Source organism: Paucibacter sp. DJ2R-2 (genome assembly GCF_025717675.1).
Taxonomy (GTDB): Bacteria; Pseudomonadota; Gammaproteobacteria; order Burkholderiales; family Burkholderiaceae_C; genus Paucibacter_A.
The window spans coordinates 1,341,442-1,358,867 of record NZ_JAJIRT010000001.1; the positions used below are offsets into that span (position 1 = coordinate 1,341,442).

Below are 17,426 nucleotides of genomic sequence, written 5' to 3' on the forward strand. Positions count from 1 at the left end.
TGCTCAGGCGCCCTGCGGCGCGGCCGGGCAGCCACTCCAGGCGGAGCCGGCCGGGATGTTCTCGCCCTTCATCACCAGGGTCATGGGGCCTAGGCGCGCGCCGTCACCGACGCTGGCGCCGTAAAGCACCGTGCTGCGCGCGCCGATGGTGACGCGCTCGCCGATGTGCACATGGTCAATTTTCATGACCCGATCTTCGAAGAGATGGGTCTGCGGGCAGCTCAAGGCGTTGAGCTCGCTGTAGGCGCCGATGTGCACGCAGTCAAACTCGGTGATGTCGGTGGTGTCCAGGTAGACACCGCGGCCGATCTTGCAGCCCAGCAGGCGGAAGGCCAAGGGCAGCCAAGGCGTGCCGCGCAGAAAGCGCATGAAGTTGGGTACGGCAATGCCCTCGTAGAGATTGGTGGCCGCCTCCGAAACCCAGACAAACGGCGTCCACATGGGCACGGCGCGCGGCCGGTAGCGGCCCAGCAGCAGCCACTTGAACAAGGCCACGAAGACAAAGCAGGCCAGGCCGAAGAGCAGGCCCGATTCGGTCAGCTCCCAGGCCACCAGGCCCCAGCGGCCATCGCTGGCGTCGGGCATGACGTCGAGCACGATGGTGTAGCCGGTGGCGATGACGATGGCATGCGGCGCAACGATGCGGAAGGTCTCGATCAGGCCACGGCCCAGGCGGCGCAGCGGCGAGGGGCGGAAGGTCAGGTGCTCGGGGTAGCCCTGCACCGTCTCGCGCGCCGGCAGGTTGATGGGCGGCGTGCCCAGCCAGGTGTCGCCGCTCTTCATCTGCCCGCCCTCGGGCGCCCGCGAGAGCACGCCGATCAGCACGTTCTCGGGGATGGTCGTGCCATCGGGCACGTACGCGCCGTTGCCGACAAAGCTGCGCCGCGACACCACCGTGGGCCGCACCGTCATCCAGCCGCCGTCGATCTCTTCATCGCCCAGCAGCACCGCGTCGGCGATGAAGGTCTCGTCGCCCAGGGTCAACATATCGGGCACCACGCCCAGGGCGGTGGAGATCTCGGCATCGCGGCCCACGCGCGCGCCCAGCAGGCGGTACCACCAGGGCGCGAACACGGTGGCATACACGCCATGCAGGCCTTGCAGGCTCGATTCCTGGATCTGGTTGACCAGCCACTTGCTGCAGTAGACCCAGCTGTGCACCGGCCATGTGCCCTTCATCAGGCGCGGCAGCACGCCCCAGCGGATGGCCGCCGAGAGCAGGGCGGTGATGACGATCAGCACCGCGCTGGCCGGCAGGGCGAAAAGGAAGTAACGCAGCAGCTGCAGCCACAGCACCTCGCCCTGCAGCCAGTTCAGGGAAGGCCAGTCGTCCAAATTGTCCAGGTTGTCCAAGCTGTCGATCAGCATGAAGGTCGGGAAGACCGGCAGGAAGAACAGCGTGGCGATCAGCAAGGCGCCGGCCACAAAGAAGGCCGCTTCGCCCCAGCGCTGCAGCTGGCCCACCACGGGCCGCGGGCGCAGGCTGCTCGGGTCGAAGGCGCGCAGATCGCGCGCCGGCGAGCCGCCCCAGACGCGCCGCTCCGGCACCCGCGTGCCATCGGCCAGGGCCGACTGGCCCTCGACATGGCCCCAATCGGCCACGGCCGTGTTGCCCTCCAGCACCGAGTAGGAGCCGACGTAAGCATTCGCGCCGATGTCGACGCGGCCCAGCACCAGCTCGCCCTGCTGCACGCGAGCGTTTTCCAGATTGACGGCATTGCCGATGCTGGCGCCGTCGCCAATGCTCAGCAGCTCGGGCGCGCGCACGGTCATGGAGCCGATCAGCACCTCGCGGCCGATCTTGGCGCCCAGCAGGCGCAGCCAGCCCACATAGAGCGAAGAGCCGCCCAGGAAGTAGACCGGCGCGTTCTCCAGCAAGCGGTCAGCCAGCCACCAGCGGTAATAGGTGAAGCCCCAGAGCGGGTAGCGCCCCGGCTTCAGGCCCGCCGCCAGCAGCCATTTGCCGGCCAGGGCGACCACGAACTCCAGCACCGTGGCGCCCAGGAACACGGCCACCGACATCCACACCGCCGTGACGACCGAATCCGACGGGTCGCCGGTGAAGAAGTGAAAGGTGAAGAAGGGTGCCAGCCAGCTGGCCATGCGCAGCGCCACCAAAAAGGGCACGGCCAGGGCCTGGGCCGCACCGCAGCGCCAGCGCCGCCAGGCCGAGGGCGGTTGCCAGGGCGGGGCCGTGTCAGCGCCGCTGGTGGGTGCGGCCTCACGCATGGCCTCCATGGCCTCGGCGATCGCGCCAATGCGGCGACCCTGGTAGATGTGGCGCACGGTCAGGCCGGCAAAGCGGGGCTGGGCGCGCAGGGCCGAGGCCAGGCGCGCCGCCATCAGCGAATGGCCGCCCAGGTCGCTGAAGAAGTCGGCCTCGCGGCGCAGAGCCTGGCCGGGGAAGAGGCGGCGCAGGGCCGCGAACAGCGCGGCCTCGGCCTCGCTGCGCGGGGGGTCGGAGCCGTCTTCGGCTTCCACGGGTGCCATGTCCACGAGCAGGGGCCGGGCCTTGAGCGTGTTGCGGTCAATCTTGCCCGAGCTCAGGCGCGGCATGGCCGGCAGCCACTCGAAGCGGCTGGGCACCATATAGGGCGGCAGGCTGTGGGCCAGCGCGGCGCGCAGGGCTGCGGCGCTGGGCAGCGCGCCTGACGCCGCCGCTGCCACCGCATCGGCCACCAGGTAGGCCATCAACAGCTCCTGGTCTTCTTCCGCATCGCGGCGCAGCAGCACGGCCACCGTGCCCACGCCGGGCTGGTGGGCCAGGGCCGCCTCGATCTCGCCCAGCTCGACACGGAAGCCGCGGATCTTCACCTGGTCGTCCACCCGGCCCAGGCAATGGATCTGGCCCGCCTCGTCGATGCGGGCCAGATCACCCGTGCGGTAGAGCCGGCCATCGGCGCCACCGGGCGTTTGGGCCCAGGGGTTGGGCAGGAACTTCTCAGCCGTCAGCTCGGGCCGGCCCAAATAGCCGGCCGCCACACCGGGGCCGCTGATGCACAGCTCGCCGGTTTCGCCTTGCGGCTGCAGTCGCAAACCGTTCTCGACATCGGCGGCAATCACCATCAACTGGTAGTTAGGCAGGGGCCGGCCGATGGTGACCGGCGCGCCCGCCTGCAGCTCGGCCAGACTGGCCGAGACCGTGGCCTCGGTCGGCCCGTAGGTGTTGAAGACCTGGCGGCCGGGCCGCGCCCAGCGCGCCACCAAGGCCTCGGGGCACATCTCACCGCCCAGATTGATGATGCGCAGGCCCGGCACCTCTTGGTTGAACAGGGCCAGCAGCGTGGGCACGGCGTGCAGCACGGTCACGCCTTGCGCGTTCAGGGCCTGCGGCAGGGCGTCGGGGTCAGCGGCGATCTCGCGCGGCGCCAGCCAGAGCGTGGCGCCGACGAGGTAGCTGATCCAGATCTCCTCGAAAGACATGTCAAAGGCGACCGAGAAGCCCTGGTAGACCGTGTCGCTGGCGCGCACGCCCAGCACCTCGTTCTCGCTGCGCAGGAAATGGCAGATGCTGCGCTGGCTGATGGCAATGCCCTTGGGCTTGCCCGTCGAGCCCGAGGTGTAAATCACATAGGCCGTGTGCTCGGGCAAGGCGCCTTCGCGGCGACGCAGCGGGCCTTCGTCCACACCCTCGTCAAGGCCCGACTGCGGCGGCGCCAGCAAGGCCTCGGCGCTCCAGACCGGCCGGCCCAGGCTGGCAGGGCCGGCCAGGCGCTCGGCCGCCCAGGCGGCTGGGGTCAGCAAGCCGGCCGCGTCGGCATCCTCCAGGCACACGGCCACCCGCTCGGCCGGCGTGTCGGCGTCGCTGGGCAACCAGGCCGCGCCGGTCTTGGCAATGGCCAGCTGCAAGATCAGCAGCTCCATGCCGCGCGGCATCCACAGCCCCACGATCTGCCCCGGCCGCACACCGGCCGCGATCAGGCGCGAAGCCGCAAGGTCAGCGGCCGCATCCAGCGCCGCATAGCTCAGCGAACGCTCGCCCTGGCGCAGGGCGATCTGCTCGGGCAGGCGCCGCGCCGTGGCTTCGAACAGATCGGCCAGCAGCTCGCGGCGCAGCAGGTCGGGGCGGTCAGGGCCGCGAAGAATCGGGGGCGGGGTTGCGGCAGGGGTCAAGGAGATCGGGCCAGTCGGAGCAAAGCAGTGCGTCGCAGCACCGCGAAAAATGGAGGACAAGCAAGCCAAGCGGGTGGCTACAGCTGCCCTCTATCGTAGAGCCTGGGGCGGCGGCCGGGCTCTGGCGCAGCAGCAGCAACAGGCCTGGGGCATTTCACCCAAGCTCGCCCCCACACCCAGCCCCAAACCCCCAGATCTTGGGGTCCGTGCCCCAGAGGCCCCAGGGCCGCAGCGCCAAGCCCTTGATTCATAAGGCCTGGCCGAGCTGGCACGGCTTTCGCGTTAGTCCTGCTGAGGAAGGGGGGAAAGAACTGGCGCCAAGTGCTTCCTTTCTTTCCTTCTTTCTTCTTTTCTTCACTCCGAGCTTGACCCTTGAGCTCCTCACCCACCCTGGAGACCTACTCATCATGCGCAAGACCTTGATCACCCGCAGCCTTCGTGTCCTGACCCTGCTGGCCGTGGCCGCCCCCCTGGCCCTGCCGCCCACCCTGGCCCAGGCCCGCGAAGGCGCCACCAGCACCGGCCACGGCATCAAGTGCTACACCTGGTTCAACCCGGTCAAGCTGGCTTGGGAACAGGTTTGCTACAAGGGCGTTTGAACGCCTGCGGCGGCCCGGCGGCCTGGCAGCGTTGTGCCAGCCGCCCCAGTTTTGTTTTCTCTAACGCCCTGGTTCAACGGCTGATCGCCACGCGTTGGGCAGCGCGGTCTAGACCTACAGCTGCAGCTGCAGCATCAAGCTGCGGATGCGCTCAACCGTCGCCTCCACTGGCGCCTCGCGCGACACCTCCAGCCCCAGCGCCCGCGCGATCTGGTTGACCTTGCCCGGGTACAGCGGAATGCCACCGGCGTCGATGGCGGCGATCAGGGCGCGAGCCTGCGCCAGCTCGGGCGGCAGCTCCGGCGCTGCGGGGGCAGCCCCCGGTGTGGAGGCCGAGGCAGCTCGCTGGGCGAGCAGGCGGCGCAAAGGAGAGGGTTTCATTTGGAGCCGTATGGCGCTTGAAATGTGATACCAAGTCCTTGTCAGAAAATGACTTCTTCGGGACTTCCGGATTGCCGTGTGATACGCGCAGTGCGGACTAGCCTGCCATTCTCAGCGGGACATCCCCAAGGTATTTGGCTGAATCAGGCGCCATACAAAGCAAGCTGTTCCGACTCGATGCGGCGCCGCAGATAGGGGTTGCGCAGAGCATCAGGCGTCAGCAAGTCGACCGGGCGATTGAACAAATCTTCCAGCCCTTGCTTGAGTGCGAAAAAGGCCTGGGAATATGCGGCTGGCGGCAAAGCCCCGTCAAAGTCCACCAAAAAGTCCAGGTCGCTGTCAGCAGGCCTGAAATCGGCCCGCGTGGCGGAGCCAAACAGATGCAGCGTGCGGGCGTGGTGGCGCTGGCACAGTTCAGCAAGCTGCGGCCGGCGGCTGGTGATGAAGGATAAGAAGTGAGAGGCCTGAGTGCTGTCGTCCATGTCCGCCATTCAACCCGCAGTGAAGACGGGCCGTCAACCATGAAGGTAAAAAAGAAAGCCGCCCCGAGCGAGCCTCAAGCGCCGGGCAAGAGCTTGCCCGCAAACGCAGCGCCCTGTTCTGCGGCGCTGATGGCGCTGCAGTCGGAGTCCTCATCTTCATAAATCACCAAGAACCAGAACCGCTGCTCGGGCGCACCGAACACCGGGCTCAAGGCAGATGCCGGCCGCGCAAGCTTCAGCTTGACCTCCAGCGACAGCTCCTCGGCCTCGGCCAGCGCCTGGCGCGGCACGGCCTCCAGCTCCGGAGTCTCCGCTCTGAAATCCAGCAGCACCACCAAGTCATTGGTCTTGAAGTGCCGCTGCGCCGCCTGCGCAAAGTTGAACACGCGCTCATCCAGCAGCGCGTGCAGGCGTTCGGGGAGTGGGGATTCGCTCATGGGGGGCTTGGGGCGGCTGGGGTGGGACGGTGGATGGATGGATGGGTTGCGTGATTATCCTGAGATGGCGCTTGGGGCGCGTCGCGGGGCTCACTGGCAGGCATCACATGGTTAGCCCAACTCACCAGGCTCACCGGGCTCCTCCGGCTTGCCCCATTCAAACTCGCAATTCAGACAGCGATAGTTCACCGGCTCCCAAGGCATGCAGCAGCCCCCGAGCGCGATCTCGCCGCGCTCTGCGGCCGCCATCGCCTCCCCAGACGGCATGCCGAACAGGAGCTCCACGCCCTCGATCTGCCCACAGGCCGGGCAGCGCAGCTTCAGGGTTGGCGTATTCGTATTCATTGATTTCAAGGCGCTTGCTCCACCGCTCCTGTTCAATGCGAGGCCCGATCACCTGCTTCCTTGCGCGCCCAGTCCGCCAGGAAGTCGAAGGTCTTGGCAATGAGCCGCATCTTCTCGGGCTTTTCTTCCTCGGTGTACATGTGCTGGACGGACATGCCATTGCCCTTGTTTCCGCCCAGCACATAGAGCAGGCTGAACTGGGCCTCCACGCGATCGGCCAGTTCGATGGCGAGGTCGTCGTACTTGCCGCGGGGGGTGGTGGTTTCGTTGGGGTCGTTCCGGTGGCTCATTGGATATCCCTTCATGGCTCTGGTTTGGTTGAGGTGTGGCGAAGTTTCCGCGACAGATGGCTCACCAGATGAGCCATCTGCGCCTTTTTGGACCTCCGCACGCAAGCGCTAGAGTTCAGCCTTTCGACGCACTGCACCACCATGCCCAGCACCATTCGAAGCAAGCTCAGAAGCTGGCTCGGCTCATGAATTAGTTAACGAGATTGAAGCCGGCAAAGCCAACCAGTTTTGAGGTTAGGCGATCACTCCATTACGGACCCAACCGCTCGGTATCATCTTTCCCAGAGGCATGTGCACAAGGGAGAACAACAAGTGGCGAAGAAAAGAACGGGGGTTGGCGAGGACCTGCTATCGATCGCGGCAGCATTGCCATGGTGGGCTAGCTTGCTAATCGGCTTGGTCAGCTACCCAGTGCTTCACAAGTTCGCTGCACAGCCGGCAAGTGTTGCTGTGGCACCGGGTCAAATGGCCACCGTTGCGATATCTGCAATGGTTTCAACTGCCGCCGGCATCGGCCAATACTTGCTGCCTTTGATATTCGGAATTGGCGCAGCTATTTCTTTCTGGAAGCAACGCCGACGGTCAGATCTGATAGACGGAGTCGCCGAGTCGCCAAGTGCCGAAGCGTTGGACGGCTTGTCCTGGCGTGAATTCGAAGTGTTAGTCGGCGAGGCGCTTCGCTTACAGGGCTACACGGTAGTCGAGCTTGGTGGCGGCGGACCTGATGGCGGTGTGGACCTCGTCCTGTCCAAGGGCAAGGAGCAGTTCCTCGTTCAGTGCAAGCAATGGAAAGCCTTCAAGGTCGGCGTGACCGTGGTTCGGGAGCTGTACGGCGTGATGGCTGCCAAAGGCGCTGCTGGCGGCTTCGTGGTGACGTCGGGTCGCTTCACTGCTGATGCAGTCGCATTTGCCAACGGCCGGAATGTGAAGCTTGTCGACGGTGAACGGCTGCTCGTTTTGATCAAGCAAGCAAGGCAGTCTTTGGCAGAGGGGCATTCAAGGGCTGCGACCACCAGCAAGATGGCCAAAGAGCCGGCCTCGGCTCGCTCACATGTATGCCCTGGTTGTGGGGCGCCCATGCTCGTCAGAACCGCGAAGAAGGGCGCCAATGTCGGAGCGCAGTTTTGGGGTTGCTCGACGTACCCAACTTGCAAGGTGACAGAGGAGTTGTAGCAGGCCGCGTCTAAGCGTGGGTTGGTGCCGCCGAAAGGTGGCAGCTACGGCTTCAAAGCCTTGGCGCTCCTCGCTCGGACAATGAACCGTCAAAGACGGTGTTCCCTACACCTGATGTTCTCAACAATCAAACAGCCAACTGAGCCTGCCGATTAGCCGGCAATAACAGGCTCCCAACGCTCCACACCTCGCTGCATGGCCGTTAGTTCGACCGCTTCACGCATACGGGCAAAAAGCTCTTGCTCCCAGTTCAATGGCCCGCTCAAAGTGCGGCCAAGCAGATGGCTGGCCTGGGCGTCGAAGGGTTGAGGCAAGGCCTCACGCAACAAGCGCCAATGCTCAATGATCTGCGGCTGGCGGCTGCGCAGCAGCTCGGCCGAAGGCAGCTTGTCGGACTTGCTGCCGTTGACCTTCTCGTCCACCGGCATCAGGTTCCACAAATCGTTGTTGCCCCAGAGCGAGAACGGAATCACATGGTCCACCGCCCATTTGGGACTCAGCAGCTTTCGGCTCCACACACACTCGCTGGCACCACCCTGTTCAAACACTTGCCGCGCCAGCTGAGTTCGACGGGTAGGTTCGGGCACGGCCAGGAGCAAAGGTAAAGCGTCCCCAGCGCTGATGTGTTGGCGCTGAGCAAAGCTCTCAGTCAGGCTGGCCCAGCGCAGCACCACCGCGTCGCTGACCCAATGGCCCAGCAGGCTCAGCTCATGCCACAGCTCCGAGCGCATCAGCACCAGCCGCTCCTCGGGCTCGTAACTGAACACCGCGCCCGCGTCGGATGACAAACCCGAGTGCCTCACCGGCCCTTCGCGGACCGCCGCCTCAATCACCCGCAGGCAGGCTTCCAAGGCCTGGGCTTGGTCTGCGCGCAGCCGGTGCCCGGCGACATCCTGTTGCCAGGCGCACAGGCCGCCGTGCATGCCCTCGCCCTGGTAGGGGGCCATCAAGGCGGACATGGCGGAGCGGAACTTCAACTGTTTGGCCGAGCCCGCACCCTCACTGCGCGACTGCGGTACAAAACGATCGCTCGCAAAGATGGGCCAGTAATAGCGGAACCACTTTTCGGCAATGCGGCGCAGCGGCACGCCAACCATGCCCTCGGCCCGCCAACGCACGCAGCGCGGCTCTTTGAGCGCAAGCTCGGCCAAGGCGCGGAACAAGGCCAGTTTGTAGGTGGCCTCTTTCTTGTCGCGATTCAGTATTCCCTCGATCTGGTCCACCGCCCTCGCAGCACCACCGACACGCAACTCGAACAACACGGTGTACCAGCGCATGCCGCTGCGACCCATGCTGTCGTCGCTGTCCCAGCGACCGATCTGCTGAAAGCCCAGGCGTTCGAGCAACAATTTGATGGCATCTGGAGCGTAGTTCTGGAAAAGCCGCCCGTCCTTGTCCCGATCGCCGTCCAGCACATCATCGCGAGCCAAAGGCAGGGACAGCAACAAGCGCCCGTTCGGTTTGAGTTGCTTGCGTAGCGCGAACACTGCATCGAACAGTTCCGCGTCCGGCACATGCATCAGCACCGCGCTGCATAGCACGCCATCGAACAAGAGGCCTTGGCCAAACGGATCGCCAATTGCAGGCAGCGCCGCCGCTACCAAGCGCTCAGCCAACTCCGGATGGGCGTGTACCGCTGCGGCACGCATTGCAGTGCTTGGCTCAAGTCCGTAAACCTGATACCCCTGGCGGGCCAGCTCGGCCATATCTCGCCCCGAGCCTGCTCCCACATCCAAGATCCGGCCACCTGCCGCAAAAGCGACCGGGAAGTACTTGGAAACGCCGCTCTGAGCTGCCTCATAGCGTGTCGCCAGATCCTTGGCATAACGGTCATAAAAAGCGGAAGTTGGCTGATCCATGACGAATGGCGATCAGGCGCCAGATCTGTGAGCCGCCGGCCGGCTCGGCATGCACCGTGCGTGGATAGTGCTCGCTAGGTTAACAGCTGCAGGGTCAGGTGTTGCCTAAGGCTGATGCGCACGGTGGCTGATCACCAATCGCTGCCGGTAGCCACAGTGCTGAAATCATTTTTCGATAGTCAATGAGGCAGCTGAGCGCAAGATCATTCAAAGGTTTGAGAACGCGGGCGACGCCCGCGCGGAATTGTGAGATGAGGCGCGCAAAGGGATGGGCTTCATGCGAGGGCAGTCCGCTCTATCGGTCCTAGCCGCCTCTAGCTAAATCCAAGAGCAGTAACTTGAGGCGAGCGCTGTCAGCCTCAAAATGCGCGCGTCGATGATCTGTCGCGCACAACGCGACTACATTCCAGACCGCGTCCGCGCCACCTTCTCCGAGCGGGATGACATGGTGCGTTTCCAGATAGAGCTTGCCGGCTGTCGTCATAAAACCGGGCTGACCGCAAAGCTGGCACAGCCCACGCGCTCGCCGAAGCGCAGCAGCCCGAACATCAGGACTACGAACGAAGGCGCTGCCGGCAATTTCACGCCGCTCGGGTGGTCTGCTGAAGTCCTCGTCGAATTGGTCGGTGTAGACCGGCTCAGGGGGGATGAATGGAGTTGTTGCAATTTCGGCGGCCAGTGGCTCAGCCGGGGCTGGTTGAACACCAGCAGATGCCGCTGGAGCCGTAGGCCGCACAGCGAGCGGGTCAGCCGAATCCAAGGGACGGCCGGTGTGCCCGCGGCGCAGGATGGTACGGCCTGTGTCGGGGGCGTAGCTATCAATGCCCCAGTGCAAGGGGTCGAGCACGCGCCGCTTAACCTCGGACGCCCGTTCATCACCTGACGCAAAGCCACGCATATCGCCTTCGCAGACGATCACTCGAATCGGCAGTCGCTTTCGAACTGCAAGCTGGATAGCTAGGTCCATGCTGCGGGCGCGCTTCTCCCAAACAGGCTTCGGCTTTTTGTCTCGCCACGGTTCGTCGCGCGCTCTAGCGATCTCGTTCGCGTAAGCGCGCATGTTGAGCTCACAGACCACGTCATCGCCGTCAGCAGCCAAGCTGGCATGCCAGAGATTCAAGACCACGACTCGGTCAGATTGCGTGAAGCACCACTCGTAGCAGTACTTGGGATTCGACGCTGGTGCGGTTTTGCCCTTCTTGTAGTTCGCCCAGTCCGAGACATCGGCCTTGATCTCATCGCGCAAGATTTCGTAGATAACCTCACGCCGCTTCGGGATCAACGAGGCGAGAGTCTGCGCAGCAAGTCCTTGACCTAATGTCATGACAGCGCAAGGGGTGCTGCGGCATCAGAAATCGCACCATGTCGCTGCACGATGTCATGCACCTGCGCCGGCTCAAACGCAACGTCCAAGCACCACGTACCGAAGCCGCCCTTGGAGTTGACCGCATCGACCCAAAGCTTCAGCGCATCGCGCTTAGCCACGTTCTGCGGCGAGTCTTCGCCCTTGATCTCTAGCACCAGCGTTTTGCCGTTGGCAAGACGCACGATGAAGTCGGGCAGGAACCGGCGGCGTGATCCGCCCCACAAGTAGAAGATCTGAAAACCAAGGTGGTCGTTCTTGGCGTAGGCCGAGACCAGATCACTGCTGTCGAAGATGTTGGCGGCGTAAATCTCCCACGAGCTATCGCCCACCACATGGCTAATCTGTGACCTCCTCGTTGGCTGGTTGCCCTTGGTCGTGTACCAAGTGCGCATGCCACGGGTCGATCCGACAGGCTGCTCGGGGTCAAACACCGGCTCGATGGTGGACACATTCTGCTGCTCCACGTGTTTCACCAGGTGCTGCACGACAAGATCGGCGTTCAGGGCGATCAGGATGCGACGGCGCAGTCCGTCGCTGTGGAACAGGCTCGGAATATCCAACTTGTTTGCCGCTGGGCTGATGAACTGCTCGACGAGGCGGATCAGCTGGAAGACTAGGTACTCGCGGTTGCCCTTGAAACGCCCGCTCATCTGATCGAAGGCCTTGCGAGCCGCCTGGAAGATGATGCGCTGCGCGCGGAACTCCTCGGGAAGTTTCTCCAAGTCGATGCTCGTCGTATTGCCCAGATCGGTCGCACCGCCCACGGCTGGCGCCAGCTCAGCACTGATGGGCGTCGCAGCCGGGTCAAGGCGCAGCGAAGGCACGGTGCTCCAGGCAACCGATAGCGTAGGTTTGACGACGACATCCACCCGCAGCAGATTGGGCCAACGCACCTCCAGTTCATTGCGCGAGTGCAAGGACTCAATCTGCGTGCTGGGCTTGGGCGGCGGCGGGGGCGTACCACCGTCGTCGGAATCGACGAACACCGACAAGGGCACTCCGAAGACGTTGACGTACTCGGGAACAAACAGGCCGTTCTCGTCACGGTCATAACCCACGCGGCGAAGGCCTCGGCCGATCACCTGCTCACACAGCAGCTGGCTGGTAAACGCACGCAGGCCCATGATGTGGGTGACGTTCTTCGCGTCCCAGCCTTCCGAAAGCATCGCGACCGAGATGACGCTCTGCAACCCCTGGCCAGCCTGGCCTTGCTTGCCCACGCTATCCACGATGGCCCGCAGGAGGTCTTCCTTGTCGAGCGCCAGCAGCCGCTCCTCACGGTCCTTCGGCAGCTTGGCCGCCTTCACGATTTCACGCAGGCGGTTGACGTACTCGGTGGTACCCAGCAGGTAGTCTTTCACCGCAGCGTCGATTGGCGCAGCCTGAATCAAGGTCACCAACCGGTCATCCGGCTGCTGCTCGTCGAAGCGCTTGCTCGCCTCGGGCTTCAAGTTGATGTGGCCCGCCAGCAACTTGAGCTTGTCGGCGTCCTTCTTCGTGGCATCGAGCTTGTCGGCCAATTCGTCCGGCAACTGCAGCACCTTCAGCAGCGACGACAGGCGCGCCTTGAACACGCTCTCGCCTGATGCCCTCTCGCCGATCTCGGCCTTCTCCAACACCTTGGAATCGACACGCAGCGTGCGCTCCGGCGCCTTCAGCTCGGTCCAGTGGGCGTCACCATGGTTGAGGTAGTGCTCAATGCGCGCGGCCGTTTCCACGCGGTTACAGACGGTCAGCATCACCGGAGGGGAGGCGTGACCGGCAGCGCGCCAGTCCAGCAGTGCGGCGCGCCAGTCGGCGCCCAGAAGCGTGTAGGCGTCCTGCACCAGCTTGGGTAAGGCCTCGTGCGGCTCGGCGCCGCGGCGGTTCAAGTCCTCTTGCACCTCGGGTTCGCGGTACAGGTGATAGAGCTTGGACCGATAGGTCTGCGCGTTGGGCAACGCATCATCACGCACCACCACCCGAGGCGTCTTGACCAGGCCAGCTTCAATGGCGTCGTTCAGGCCGAAGTCGCTCACCACCCAGGTGAATAGCCCCTCCTCGGTGTTCGTCTTGCCGGTAGGCGCAAAGGGGGTGGCCGACAGGTCGAAGCAGCGCTGGATGCGCCGGGTCCTGTGGATACGGTCCAGCCCCTCGATCCAGCGCGTGGCCTCATCCAGGTCAATGCCCAGCCGCTCCGCCTCGGCCTTGCTGATCTTGATGTCGGCCGGCTTGCGGTAGGCGTGGTGGGCCTCGTCGTTGATGACGACGATGTCCTTGAATTGGGCCAGCTTGCCCAGCACCCGCTTGGTGAAGACCTCGTCGGGCTCCTTGCCCTTCTTCACCACCGAACGGTCGGGTTCCTTCAGAGGCATCAGCGTGTGCCAGTTCTCCACCAGGATCTCCGCCTGGTTGAGTTTGCTGCGCAGTGCGTCGGATGGGCAGGTGCTGAACTCGTCGTAGGCATTGCCCGGCTCGCCGGGGTACAGAACCTTCAGCCGGCCCTTGACGGTCAGGCCCGGCGCCACCACAAAGACAGCGCGAGAGAAATCCTTGTAGCGTTTTGGGTAGGTGACAGCGTTCAGCACCTGCCAGGTGATGAGCATGGCCATCACTGCGGTTTTGCCCGAGCCGGTGGCCATCTTGTTGCACACCCGCTCGAACGGGCCGCCATCGCCCTGCAAAAACACGCCCTGCCGGTACGAGGCTGCGGCCTCCAACCACCAAATCTGCGTCTCCACCGCCTCCAGCTGGCAGTAGTAGAAGGAATTGGTGCGCACCCCGGGCGACTGGTCTCGCCAATGCTCCAGCAACTGGCGCGTTACCGCCGTCACGCCAGGGTAGTCATCGGCGCGCCAGGCATCGATGCGGTTACGGATTTCGTTGACCTGCTCCAGCACCTCCACGCGCCGCGTGTTGTTGCGAACGTCATAGATTTCGTAGCTGGCCGGCCGGCGGCCTTCGATCAGCGCAAGGCTGCCGTCGTTCTGCTGCTGCCAGTGGAGCTGCGGGACGACGAAGGGCGAGTTGATGATGACGTTGCCGGGGCGCTTCATGCGGCAGCGCCCGTCACCAGTGGCAAGATCTTCAGCGACTCGATCCCACGGTCATCAACAATCTTCACCGCCGCTTTGCCGTGTTTTCCGGCCTCAAAAGGCAGAGACACGGTGCCGTGGAACTGGTCGAGCATCGACTCATCCAGCTCGGCGCGGATAGTCTTCTTCAGCTTCTTCCATCCCTCGTCCTTGCCGGCCATGGGAAAGAACACCTGATGCGGGAACAGGCTGCGCCCGTCGTAGTCAGTGTCGAGGCTCCACATGGCAATCTTGCCCTTGCCGCCGGAGATCAACTCGCCCTTGACGGTGTCGAAGTAGTCGAAGCCGTTGACCTCCACCTGCCACAGGCCGTTGGCGGTCTGCGTCAACGCCACGTCGGGCTGACCCATCAGCCAGAAGCTCTGGTTGCTGCTGCGGGCCTTCTTCAGGTCCTCGGTCAGCAGGTCGGTGTTCATCTGCGCCTTCAGCGCGGTGATGCCCTTCAGTGCGTCGATGTCCTTGGCCGCCTCTGGGTCGAAGGTGAAGGCGCAGAACACGATCATCTTCGGCCGCGGGAACAACTCGCCAGCTTCGGTCAGCGCGTGCTCCACCTGGCGCTGCTCCAGCGCCCCATGCTCGGGGCCAAAGCTCACCACCACCCGCTCGCCCGTCTCGGCCAGCGTGCCGGTGGCATGCAGGCAGGTGGTGCCGGCCATCACCTCCAGCTCGGCGAATTCCAGCTTCTGGCCGCCCTTGCCGCGGATACCGGTCTTCAGCAGCTCATCGCGCCACTGCTGCTGGCGGTTGCTCTCGCCGCTGCGGGCAATGCTGGTCTGGTAGGCCTGGTCTTCGGTGGGCGTGGCCGATGCGCCACCCTCGGCTGCTTCCAGGCTCAGCACGGTTGGGAAGGGCACCGCTTCCACCGTGAACGGGCCGGTGATGCGCAGCTTGGTCCTGCTCTTCTCGGGCTGGTCGTACAGCGTCTCGTTCTCGGCGTTGGCGGCGATGGAGCGGTCCATCTCCGCCTGCATGCGTTGGCGAGCGGTGTGGAAGGCGTCGAAGGGCTCGCGCAGCGCGGGTGGCCACCCCGAGGGCAGCGCTCCTTCGTCGCCTGGGAATGGCACCTCCCACTCGTGTAGCGCTACGCCTTTGGCACCTAGCTTCAGTTTTTGCCCCTTGCGCACACCATCAGTCACGGTCAGCAGATCCAGCGGCGCGTGCTTTGCGAACGCGCTGTTCAGGGCCGCTAGGGCTTCTTCGATGGCCGGGTGCAACCGCGCGTAGATCGAATCGATGTCAACGTTGTTGGCGATCGACTTCAGCGTGATGTGCGGCACCGTCTTGTAGATGAAACCGCCCTTCAGACCCTCGTGCGGGTACGCCAGTTCGTAGTAGTCGAAGCTGGCAGTCATCAAACGCTGCTTCGCCAAGGTGACTGCCACCCGAGAAGTGTCACAGGTGATCCAGCGGCGGCCCCAACGCTCTGCCACGAAGGCCGTAGTCCCTGAGCCGCAGGTAGGGTCGAGGACCAGATCACCGGGGTCGGTTGTCATCAACATGCACCGTTCGACGATGGTGACGTTGGTTTGGACGACATAGACCTTCTTGTCAGAGAAACCGGAGGTGACGGTATCGGTCCAAAGGTTCGAATACGGGTAGACCGGAAAATCTTCGATGAAGCGGACATAGCAGAGCGTGTTACCGATCAGGCCAAGTCGGCCCGCCTTCGTGAGCGCCTTGATGCCTGTCTCACCGGTCTTCCAATAGCCGTTGGAAGGCTGCAAAGACCTACCCATGATGTCCACCGGAAAGTCGCCGGGCGGGCGCTGGCTAGTCATGTTGTCCATGCGGAAAACACGCCCGAGATTCGCAACGGAACCGGTCGAGGAACTGAGGTCCGAAATCCTGCGTCGCTCTCCAGTGGCAAGTTGAATCAGCGAGTACTGGGCGGCCCCGGCGCCTCCGACTTCCTTCGTCTGGTACAGCTCTCGGAACTTCACGACATCGACGTCGCGTGCATACCAAACGACGTAGTCGGAAACGCCTGCGAGCAACTCACTCGTAGCGCTGCTGGTCTTCGCGACAGTAATGATTGAGACAAAGTTCTTCGCGCCGAATACCTCGTCCAGGACTTCTCGCACGTGATGCAGGTTCTCATCGGAGATCTGGACGAAGACGCTGCCACTTTCGTTGAGCAGCTCTTTGGCCACGAGAAGGCGATCTCGCAGGTATGACAAGTACGAATGCAGCCCGAGCTCCCAGGTGTCCCGAAACGCCTTGATCATCTCGGGCTCTTGGGTCAGGTCGGCGTCGCTCCTGTCTTTGACGTCGCGCTTGCCGACGAAGGGCTGGAAGTTGCTGCCGTACTTGATGCCGTAGGGCGGGTCTATGTAGACCATCTGCACCTGACCGGCCATGCCTTCCTTAACCAGGAGGCTGTTCATCACCTGCAGGCTGTCGCCGCTGACCAGGCGGTTGGCCCAGCCCTTGTCGTGGCGGTAGAAGTCCACCGCGTCACGCAGCGGCAGGTTCTCGAACGGCGCCTCGAACAGGCTGGCTTGGCGCCGCTGGGTCTCGTCGAGAGTCTTTCCCTTCTTGTCGACACCGCCGCCCTTGCGCACAGCCGACAGGATGCTCATCGGATCGATGCGCTCGTGCACGTGCAGGCTGACGGTGTCCACTTCAAAACTGGTGCGCTCGGCCTTGCCGGCCCATTGCAGGTATGGTGCGCCGCGCCGTTGAATTTCTTCCAGCGCGGCCTTCATCGTTGCAGCGTCGCCCGAGGCCAGCGCGTCGGCAACCTGGCTCTCCAGCTCAGAGCGGCTGGAGTCGAAGTTCAGTACGGGGTCCAGGTGAGGGTTGTAGGCCCATTCCTTCTTGGGCTGCTGCGGGTCGCTGGCCTCGCTGACGAGCCCGACTTCAGGGTTGTTCTTGCGTTTGTCCGTGTGCCTGTAGCTGATGACTTGAGCGGCCTCATCGGCCAAGGTGCGAGGTTTGGCACTGGCTTTGGGTTTGCGTGTTGCACCGGTTTTGGCTTGACCGATCGAAGCAGTCGCTTCGACCTGGCCCGTCAGCAGTTCAAAATCCTCAGCATCGGGCGCAGCGCTGGAGGCCCGGCCTGTTGCGCCACCTCGGCCCTTGCCCTTGACGACCAAGCCACGGACCAGCAAGGCTTCACGAACGGTTGTGAAATCAGCTTCTGTGACTGTTTCACCTTCCGCCTTTGCTGCATCAACCCAACGCGAAAGCAACTGGCCATTGGCAAGGTTGCTGCCATCAACCGGCAACAAATTCAGCAGCAACTGTTCAAGTTTTCCTTGACGCACAACGGCCATGCCGCCTCCCCATTTTTGTGTTTGATGACGTA

Annotated in this window: 12 protein-coding genes; 2 read left to right on the plus strand and 10 right to left on the minus strand. The window is 63.8% G+C overall.

Annotated elements, in window-relative coordinates; translation table 11 throughout:
* Window positions 1-3: 3 nt before the first annotated feature.
* Complete coding sequence (locus LNV28_RS05785) at window positions 4-4,113, minus strand: Pls/PosA family non-ribosomal peptide synthetase (protein WP_411969907.1); 4,110 nt, start codon at window positions 4,111-4,113, stop codon at window positions 4-6.
* Between the two features lie 407 nt (window positions 4,114-4,520).
* Here LNV28_RS05785 and LNV28_RS05790 point away from each other — a divergent pair, with 407 nt between their 5' ends.
* Window positions 4,521-4,712, plus strand: a complete 192-nt coding sequence (locus LNV28_RS05790) for a hypothetical protein (protein ID WP_263516051.1) — start codon at window positions 4,521-4,523, stop codon at window positions 4,710-4,712.
* Between the two features lie 114 nt (window positions 4,713-4,826).
* On the opposite strand, the gene LNV28_RS05795 is transcribed toward LNV28_RS05790, so the two are convergent.
* From LNV28_RS05795 to LNV28_RS05815, 5 genes are all read right to left on the minus strand, one after another.
* Window positions 4,827-5,093, minus strand: coding sequence for a hypothetical protein (locus LNV28_RS05795; RefSeq protein WP_263516050.1), 267 nt, complete (start codon window positions 5,091-5,093; stop codon window positions 4,827-4,829).
* 143 nt (window positions 5,094-5,236) lie between these two features.
* The gene (locus LNV28_RS05800) at window positions 5,237-5,575 is read right to left on the minus strand and encodes a nucleotidyltransferase family protein (protein WP_263516049.1); all 339 of its coding nucleotides are present in this window, start codon (window positions 5,573-5,575) and stop codon (window positions 5,237-5,239) included.
* A gap of 74 nt (window positions 5,576-5,649) precedes the next feature.
* On the minus strand, window positions 5,650-6,012 hold the full coding sequence (locus LNV28_RS05805; protein WP_263516048.1) for a hypothetical protein: 363 nt from the start codon (window positions 6,010-6,012) through the stop codon (window positions 5,650-5,652).
* 111 nt (window positions 6,013-6,123) lie between these two features.
* Entirely contained in the window at window positions 6,124-6,366 is a 243-nt protein-coding gene (locus tag LNV28_RS05810; protein ID WP_263516047.1) for a hypothetical protein, read from the minus strand.
* A gap of 23 nt (window positions 6,367-6,389) precedes the next feature.
* On the minus strand, window positions 6,390-6,647 hold the full coding sequence (locus tag LNV28_RS05815; RefSeq protein ID WP_263516046.1) for a hypothetical protein: 258 nt from the start codon (window positions 6,645-6,647) through the stop codon (window positions 6,390-6,392).
* 312 nt (window positions 6,648-6,959) lie between these two features.
* Here LNV28_RS05815 and LNV28_RS05820 point away from each other — a divergent pair, with 312 nt between their 5' ends.
* The gene (locus LNV28_RS05820; protein WP_263516045.1) at window positions 6,960-7,820 is read left to right on the plus strand and encodes a restriction endonuclease; all 861 of its coding nucleotides are present in this window, start codon (window positions 6,960-6,962) and stop codon (window positions 7,818-7,820) included.
* A 152-nt stretch (window positions 7,821-7,972) separates the two neighbouring features.
* Here LNV28_RS05820 and LNV28_RS05825 read toward each other — a convergent pair whose 3' ends face one another.
* The 4 genes from LNV28_RS05825 to LNV28_RS05840 form a co-directional block, all read right to left on the minus strand.
* The gene (locus LNV28_RS05825; protein WP_263516044.1) at window positions 7,973-9,679 is read right to left on the minus strand and encodes a DUF8808 domain-containing protein; all 1,707 of its coding nucleotides are present in this window, start codon (window positions 9,677-9,679) and stop codon (window positions 7,973-7,975) included.
* A 304-nt stretch (window positions 9,680-9,983) separates the two neighbouring features.
* Window positions 9,984-11,003, minus strand: a complete 1,020-nt coding sequence (locus LNV28_RS05830) for an HNH endonuclease signature motif containing protein (protein WP_263568746.1) — start codon at window positions 11,001-11,003, stop codon at window positions 9,984-9,986.
* Window positions 11,000-14,080: a DEAD/DEAH box helicase family protein gene (locus LNV28_RS05835; RefSeq protein ID WP_263568747.1), complete on the minus strand. Its 3,081-nt coding sequence runs from the start codon at window positions 14,078-14,080 to the stop codon at window positions 11,000-11,002. Before LNV28_RS05835 ends, LNV28_RS05830 begins: the two co-directional genes overlap by 4 nt.
* On the minus strand, window positions 14,077-17,394 hold the full coding sequence (locus LNV28_RS05840) for a site-specific DNA-methyltransferase (protein WP_263568748.1): 3,318 nt from the start codon (window positions 17,392-17,394) through the stop codon (window positions 14,077-14,079). Before LNV28_RS05840 ends, LNV28_RS05835 begins: the two co-directional genes overlap by 4 nt.
* Between the last annotated feature and the right edge of the window lie 32 nt (window positions 17,395-17,426).

Excerpts from the sequence above, each read along its gene's own strand:
- LNV28_RS05790 (WP_263516051.1), top strand. The coding sequence starts at position 4,521 with ATGCGCAAGACCTTGATCACCCGCAGCCTTCGTGTCCTGACCCTGCTG.
- LNV28_RS05800 (WP_263516049.1), bottom strand. The coding sequence starts at position 5,575 with ATGGACGACAGCACTCAGGCCTCTCACTTCTTATCCTTCATCACCAGC.
- LNV28_RS05840 (WP_263568748.1), bottom strand. The coding sequence starts at position 17,394 with ATGGCCGTTGTGCGTCAAGGAAAACTTGAACAGTTGCTGCTGAATTTG.
- LNV28_RS05835 (WP_263568747.1), bottom strand. The coding sequence starts at position 14,080 with ATGAAGCGCCCCGGCAACGTCATCATCAACTCGCCCTTCGTCGTCCCG.
- LNV28_RS05795 (WP_263516050.1), bottom strand. The coding sequence starts at position 5,093 with ATGAAACCCTCTCCTTTGCGCCGCCTGCTCGCCCAGCGAGCTGCCTCG.
- LNV28_RS05825 (WP_263516044.1), bottom strand. The coding sequence starts at position 9,679 with ATGGATCAGCCAACTTCCGCTTTTTATGACCGTTATGCCAAGGATCTG.
- LNV28_RS05830 (WP_263568746.1), bottom strand. The coding sequence starts at position 11,003 with ATGACATTAGGTCAAGGACTTGCTGCGCAGACTCTCGCCTCGTTGATC.
- LNV28_RS05815 (WP_263516046.1), bottom strand. The coding sequence starts at position 6,647 with ATGAGCCACCGGAACGACCCCAACGAAACCACCACCCCCCGCGGCAAG.
- LNV28_RS05805 (WP_263516048.1), bottom strand. The coding sequence starts at position 6,012 with ATGAGCGAATCCCCACTCCCCGAACGCCTGCACGCGCTGCTGGATGAG.